This is a genomic window from Planktothrix prolifica NIVA-CYA 540 (assembly GCF_963864145.1).
Taxonomy (GTDB): Bacteria; Cyanobacteriota; Cyanobacteriia; order Cyanobacteriales; family Microcoleaceae; genus Planktothrix; species Planktothrix agardhii.
In genome coordinates, this window is record NZ_CAWLTW010000001.1 from 2,999,975 (window position 1) to 3,006,570 (window position 6,596).

At 36.7% G+C, this 6,596-nt stretch carries 5 protein-coding genes, 1 tRNA gene and 1 pseudogene; 3 read left to right on the forward strand and 4 right to left on the reverse strand.

Going from position 1 to position 6,596, the window contains the following annotated elements:
* Positions 1–135: 135 nt before the first annotated feature.
* Positions 136–685 (reverse strand): annotated as a pseudogene (locus AC559H_RS13425) (transposase).
* A 408-nt stretch (positions 686–1,093) separates the two neighbouring features.
* Between AC559H_RS13425 and AC559H_RS13430 the strand changes: the two are divergent.
* Together AC559H_RS13430 and AC559H_RS13435 are read left to right on the forward strand one after the other, a co-directional pair.
* Positions 1,094–2,884, forward strand: a complete 1,791-nt coding sequence (locus AC559H_RS13430; RefSeq protein WP_051319875.1) for a sensor histidine kinase — start codon at positions 1,094–1,096, stop codon at positions 2,882–2,884.
* Positions 2,885–3,044: 160 nt separating this feature from the next.
* Positions 3,045–3,977, forward strand: a complete 933-nt coding sequence (locus AC559H_RS13435) for a phosphoribulokinase (RefSeq protein ID WP_026793329.1) — start codon at positions 3,045–3,047, stop codon at positions 3,975–3,977.
* Between the two features lie 158 nt (positions 3,978–4,135).
* On the opposite strand, the gene AC559H_RS13440 is transcribed toward AC559H_RS13435, so the two are convergent.
* A complete protein-coding gene (locus tag AC559H_RS13440; RefSeq protein WP_233423017.1) occupies positions 4,136–4,588 on the reverse strand; it encodes a pentapeptide repeat-containing protein in 453 nt (150 codons plus the stop codon).
* Between the two features lie 210 nt (positions 4,589–4,798).
* Here AC559H_RS13440 and AC559H_RS13445 point away from each other — a divergent pair, with 210 nt between their 5' ends.
* Complete coding sequence (locus AC559H_RS13445; RefSeq protein ID WP_026785734.1) at positions 4,799–5,158, forward strand: phage holin family protein; 360 nt, start codon at positions 4,799–4,801, stop codon at positions 5,156–5,158.
* Positions 5,159–5,503: 345 nt separating this feature from the next.
* Here AC559H_RS13445 and AC559H_RS13450 read toward each other — a convergent pair.
* A tRNA-His gene (locus tag AC559H_RS13450) sits at positions 5,504–5,576 on the reverse strand.
* Positions 5,577–5,673: 97 nt separating this feature from the next.
* Complete coding sequence (locus AC559H_RS13455) at positions 5,674–6,273, reverse strand: hypothetical protein (RefSeq protein WP_036834217.1); 600 nt, start codon at positions 6,271–6,273, stop codon at positions 5,674–5,676.
* Between the last annotated feature and the right edge of the window lie 323 nt (positions 6,274–6,596).

Consider the following 6,596-nt stretch of genomic DNA (forward strand, 5'->3'; position numbering starts at 1 on the left):
GTAATTATTTATAATTTATTTGTAATTAGGGCTTGCTGAATAAGTATAGCAGGGAACAGGGAACAGGGAACAGGGGGGAAATCACTTCACCGTCTGGGTTCCAAGATACGTCTTGTGTCCTAACTGCCTTGGCGGTTAAGACACAAGACGCAGTACATTCTCAATTGCCTCTCGTAAGGAATCAAAGTGAGTTAATTGATGACGGATTCGACTCTTTAACCACGACCAACAGTTCTCAATCTTGTTAAGATCAGGTGAATAGGGTGGTAAGTACAATAGTTGGCAAAGTTGACAATTGGGCTATGAAATCTTGCCGTTTAGTTTCATCTCGTTCTTGGTAACCATAAGTTTTTTTTCGTGTGAAACCAATTTTTTTTAAAGCTCTTGAAATAGTGCGCTCGCTAATTTTATCTTCCCAGAGTTGAGCCAGTTCCGCTTGAGTTTTATCCCCATAAATTTTAGCAAACTGATGAAATTTATCCCAGTCTGTAATTTTATGGTTATTACCAGGTGGTCGATTAGGCAGAGCTTTGAAATCTCCTGTTTCAGCTTGTCGCTTCAACCATAAGTCAATCGTGTTCCGACTGATATTGAGCAGTTGACTGACTTCACTTTTCTTCATACCATCTTGTTGAATGGCTGCGATCACTTTTGAACGCAAGTTGTAACTATAAGGTTTAGCCATAGGGGGGCAAGCACAACGTCAAAACAGAGCTGCTCCTATTCTATGTCCTAACTGCCTTGGCGGGCGCTATATAGCGCCCGTGTGGGGTAGAAAAACGCCAGAATCTAACATTTTAGACTACCGATAACCTAAAATAGAAAGTATCTATATCAGTAGAGGTTGTTTAAGTCAACCGAAAAAAGTTCAATTATGGACTCTTCAGAAATTTCCTTGGCTTTATCACTATCAGGGACGCTTAACCGTGTCACAATTGTAATTTGGGGGTCACACCCTGAAACGAAAATGGGTCATGTCAAACCCATACAGTGTTCTAGGAGTTTAAAATTTAAGGGTTAAGGTTTAACAAAATGAACCAAGAAAATGTTCTTTAGTCGAACGTAACACAGGAGGGAACAGGAGTATAGGCTGATGCCATCTGAAGACTTAAAATCTAACACAACGAACCAAGATACTAAAATTTTTGTAGCCAATTTTTTGAAGGGTTACATCAAAAAACACAATCCTTTTCGACGGAAAAAGCATTCAGAGTATCGTTCGTTTATTTATCAAAAAATTGGTTATGGCTATTTTTGGGCTATTGCTATTGGTTTTATTGGTTCAATCACGGGATTACTACTGGCGGATATTTACCAAAAACAAGCCTATTATCAGTTATCTGATGCTCATCGACAAGTACAACTGTTTAATCACTTTAATACAGCAGTTATTAATATACGATTGCAGAGTTATCACTTAATATCTTCCGCAGAACAGCCTAAAAATTGGAATCAGGATAAAAAAAACATCAATCAGAACCTAACTGAAATTGAACAGCTTGTGGTTAATATGGACGATTTTATCGATCAAAATCCAAGCTGGTTAGTGGCAAATTCTACTGAATTAAAATCATTTTTTAAAATCTATAAAGATAATTTAAAAAATTATGTTAAAACCGTTAATACTTTAAAACAAATCTCACCTAATTTATCATCAAATTCAAAAAATCAAGAGGTTTATGAATCATTAAAATTATTATCTGATCAGCAATCCATTCAAGCCTTAGAAAAGCTAAATGATCAATTAAAAGACTGGTTAAAAAAATCACAAAAACAGGAAAAAATGAGTGAAATTTCGATGAAAAATGCTCGAAATTTACAAAATTTAATTATTGTAATTAGTGCATTTTTATCCGTTTTAATTTCTATTTTCGCAGCTATAAAAACCACCAAATCAATTACTCAACCTTTAAGTTTAACGCAGAAATTGGCTGAACAAGTGGCACAGGAATCTAACTATAATCTGCGGGTTCCTTTTCAGACAGATATTCATGAAATCTATTCCTTAGCCAACTCAGTTAACTACTTAATTGAACAAGTTTATCAACGCACTCAGCAGTTAGAGCAATCAAAAGATTTAGCAGAATCAGCTAATCTGGCAAAAAGCCAATTCTTAGCTAATATGAGCCATGAGTTAAGAACACCTTTAAACGCTATTTTAGGCTATAGTGAAATGCTGGCTGAAGACGCAAAAGATTTAGGTCAGGATGAATTTGTTACTGATTTAGAAATGATCAATACAGCCGGAAAACATTTGTTATCTTTAATTAATGATATTTTGGATTTGTCAAAAATTGAAGCCGGACGCATGGAACTATATTTAGAAATTTTTGATCTAAAAGATTTAATTGAGAGTGTTGTTTCTACAGTTAAACCTTTGGTGAATCAAAATGGAAATACTTTAACCCTAAATTACGATTCTGCCTTAAATATTATTTATTCCGATTCAACGAAGGTAAGACAAATTCTTTTTAACCTACTTAGTAATGCCGCCAAATTCACACAGCAAGGTCAAATTACATTAACTATAACTCGTGAAACGATTAATCTCCCAAACGAGGCTGTAAATTCCGAAGATTTAACCTCTAATTCTGAGCATTATCAGATTAATTTTTGTGTTAAAGATACAGGTATTGGCATTCCTGAAGAACAACAAAAGTATGTTTTTGAAGCTTTTATTCAAGGGGATAATTCAACAGCCCGTAGATACGGCGGGACGGGATTGGGTTTGGCAATTAGCCGTCATTTTTGTAAAATGATGGGAGGAGATTTACAATTACTGAAAAGTCAAGTGGGATATGGTTCAACATTTAATGCGTCTTTGCAATTTTCACTGACCATTGACCCACCCTCATCGCCAGAAATATCTTCTGATCAAATATAGGAAAATTGATCAGTATGATTTTATCAGATAGCATACATCATGCTAATATTAGTCTAATTTCTATTTATTCCCCAAAAAGGGGAGGCAGTTTAAAAACTGTGAGTCGAGTTTCTGTCGCGAGTTAAAACATCGCGATTTCCCTTTTAGCTTGAGGTTTAAGATGACACATCGACCGATTATTTTAGGAATTGTTGGAGACAGTGCCGCCGGAAAAACAACCTTAACAAGAGGAATTGCTCAAGTCTTAGGTGAAGAAAATGTAACGGTAATTTGTACCGACGATTATCATCGTTATGATCGTAAACAACGTGCCGAAATGGATATCACTGCCTTAAATCCAGATTGTAATTATCTGGATATTATGCAACAACATCTAACTTTATTAAGAACGGGACAACCCATTTTAAAACCGATTTATAATCATCATCATGGAACTTTTGATGCACCGGAATATATTAAACCCAATCGGTTTGTAATTGTCGAAGGTTTACTGGGTTATTCTACTCGTGGAGTTCGGGATAATTATGATGTTAAAGTGTATTTAGCTCCTCCTGAATCCCTACGCAGTAAATGGAAAATTAAACGAGATACAATGAAACGGGGTTACAGCGAAGAAGATGTAGTTCTTGCCTTAAAACAAAGGGAACCTGACTCAGAAGCATTTATTCGTCCTCAAAGAAAATCAGCCGATGTGGTTGTTACCTTTTATCATCCAGATGGTGATGAAAATGGAACTAATTTGAACGTTCGTTTAGTTTTGCGTCCGACCATTCCCCACCCAGATTTCAGTGAAATTTTACAGCAACAAAATGGTCATCATATTGAAGCGGTACGTCTAGGATTAGATCGAGATATGGGTAAACCAGTAGATGTCCTAGAAATTGATAGCCACGCCACCTTAGAACAGGTGAACGCATTAGAAATGATGCTTTGTAATGAATTACCGAGTTTGAAAAATTTTTGTAGTTCTGGAGGGAATCAAAATTTGGGAATTTTAACAGGTACAACCGGAGAAACACTACAAAGCCATCCTCTAGCTTTAACTCAACTGTTAATTGCCTATCACATGATTAAAGCAACTAAATTAGTTTAGTTAAACTATGATTTTGGGTTGAATCATATTTCCTAAATCGGGGAGTTTATTGTTGATTTAATCAAAAAATAATGGTTTTATATCTAGTGTCCAAGAAAGGGGAAATAACCCAATGATCCTTGATCAAAAAAGGATTATTTCCCTAAATATTATCAAGTTTATCTACAGCCCAAAGAATCACGAGTTGCAACTCCCGTGACTGAATTAACTCCACTGGCAATTTCACACAATTGTCTAATCTGTTCTCGGTCTAATATGGCATCACTAAAATCAGCACCGATAATTTTAACATTACGAAATGTTGACCCTAAAAATAAGGCTTCAACTAACACCGCATCACTTAAATCAGCTTCGGTAAAATCAGCTTGATCTAACATTGCATAAGTTAAATTTGCTTGTTTTAAGCTGGTTTTAGTTAGAATCCCCTTACTAAAAATAGCGCCTTCTAAATCTGAATGATCAAATTTTGCTAACTCCATATTGGAATTAGCAAATTCCGCCGCCGGTAAGGACTGATTAGAAAAATCCCGTCCCTGTAGCAAACTATGATTAAAAAATAGATGGGCTGGATTTTTTGCCGCCCAGGAGGCTACAGGAAAAACCAATAGCATTGTAGCCACTATTAAAACGATGAATTTCCCAAGTCTGATCATCTGTTTACTGCTCCACTTTACAATCAAATCCTTTATAATTATGTTAGCCTCTCCAGTGCCCAATTTTGATATAATCATGTAAAATAAATTGTCTATAAGGATGTTGTTTTAGAATAACAAGTTCCTAAAAACAACCTAGACCTTAACTTTCATTTTCAGGAAAAATCCATGCTCAATTTTTTTGTCACTTGGGTAATCTCGGCAATTTCACTCGGAGTAACAGCTTATATTGTTCCTGGTTTTACCATTAGCAGTTGGCAATCTGCCGCCATTGGAGTGGTTGTTATGGCTTTAGTAAATGCCATTATTAAACCCATTATTACCATTTTTACCCTGCCTTTAACCATTCTAACTTTAGGTTTATTTTTATTCGTCGTCAATGCCATTTCTATTTCCTTAGTGGCGTATTTTACTCCCGGATTTTCAATTTCTAGCTTCTGGGCAGCATTATTTGGTTCAATTGTACTTTCTTTGGTTTCCAGTTTCTTTAATCAGATTTTGGACAAATCTAACGATTTATTAGATTAAACCAGATTATAAAAAAACAACTTTGCTGGAAGGGGAGATGCTGTCGCCATAAATTTCAACTTCATCTAAATCAAAAACTGTTTTTTCTTGAAGTTGCAATAGAATATAGTGGGCAATATCAGAATTTAATTTCTTGACCTAAATTAGCCCCAACAAATAATCCATGAAGGTTTAGGAACTCGTAAACAATTAACAATCTATAACACTTTTGTAATCAGTTGTTTTTTGGCTGCCATCCACACAGCACATCCCTATGGCTTAGAACACCGGACTTCTTGCTCCAACTTAGTTAAATCCGGGAAAAAACTCATCCCGACTCGGCCTGAACAGACCATATACTCTAAGGGCGAACGATGGGACTTGAACCCACGAGTGGAGGAATCACAATCCTCTGCCTTAACCACTTGGCTACGCTCGCCGTACAATTTCTTAATTTAGCACAAGATCAAAAAAATGACTAGGGGCTTGAGCAAAAAAAATAAAATTTGCCGATCCTAAGCTAACAAAAAGCGAGGTCAAGAGGTTTCCTGGGCAGAAAAAACCTCCAATAACGCATAACGAGTGATCACAAAGCAGGTTCTAGCTTGTTCAATCTCGGACAACTCAGACCAACTCGTTTCTTTCAGGATAGTCGAATTCGATCTTACCCCATCCCCATCCATTTCTGCTCCTCGCATTGCATAAGCAAAAGGACGGGCTAAAACCTGCAAATCCTCCTCTGACCATTGGGGCAATAACTCCTGAACACACTGCACTAATTGATCAGCTAAGGACAAACTTCGCGAAGAAACCTCTTCATTCATTCGGGTAGCTGCCTGTGCTAAACGATTCAACAACTCATCAGGTATTTGTTCCGCAAAATTCCGTAATAAAGACGTTTTCAATCGGGTTGCTGGCCAAAATTGATTAATTTGGTTCATAAACCGTTGATATCTTTCCACTAATTCTGCCTCTGTAAATGCGGCCATTAGGGAATCCTCAGCATTTTGATCTAAAAAACAGGCTTCAGCCTTCACTGTATAGGGATTCCAGGAAGATGGTAGATCATTCAGAAACAGATCATTGAGTAAATCCCATTCGGCTTGAATTTCTGAGTTGTCAGCATCATTAATCATAATAGGGGCCTTGATTGATGAAAATATCCGTTAGTTTAGCCTCAATTTCGCCACTGAGAACATAGAGCATCATCCGTTCAACCTAATATATAAGTCCAACACTGACCATCTACTAATCAAAGCCATTGTCTCAAACGGCTTCTCCCTCAGTAATTAACGCAAAATCGATATCTGTTTCCCCTAGCTACAGTGACACCAGCAAAAATTCCGTAAGCCATCAACCCCAAAAAAAGTGCGATTAGGGCTCTATCTTTGACTAATACCCAGGGACAAAAAGCTGAACCCCTTATACAGATAGGATTTGGCATTCACAGAAAAAAAAC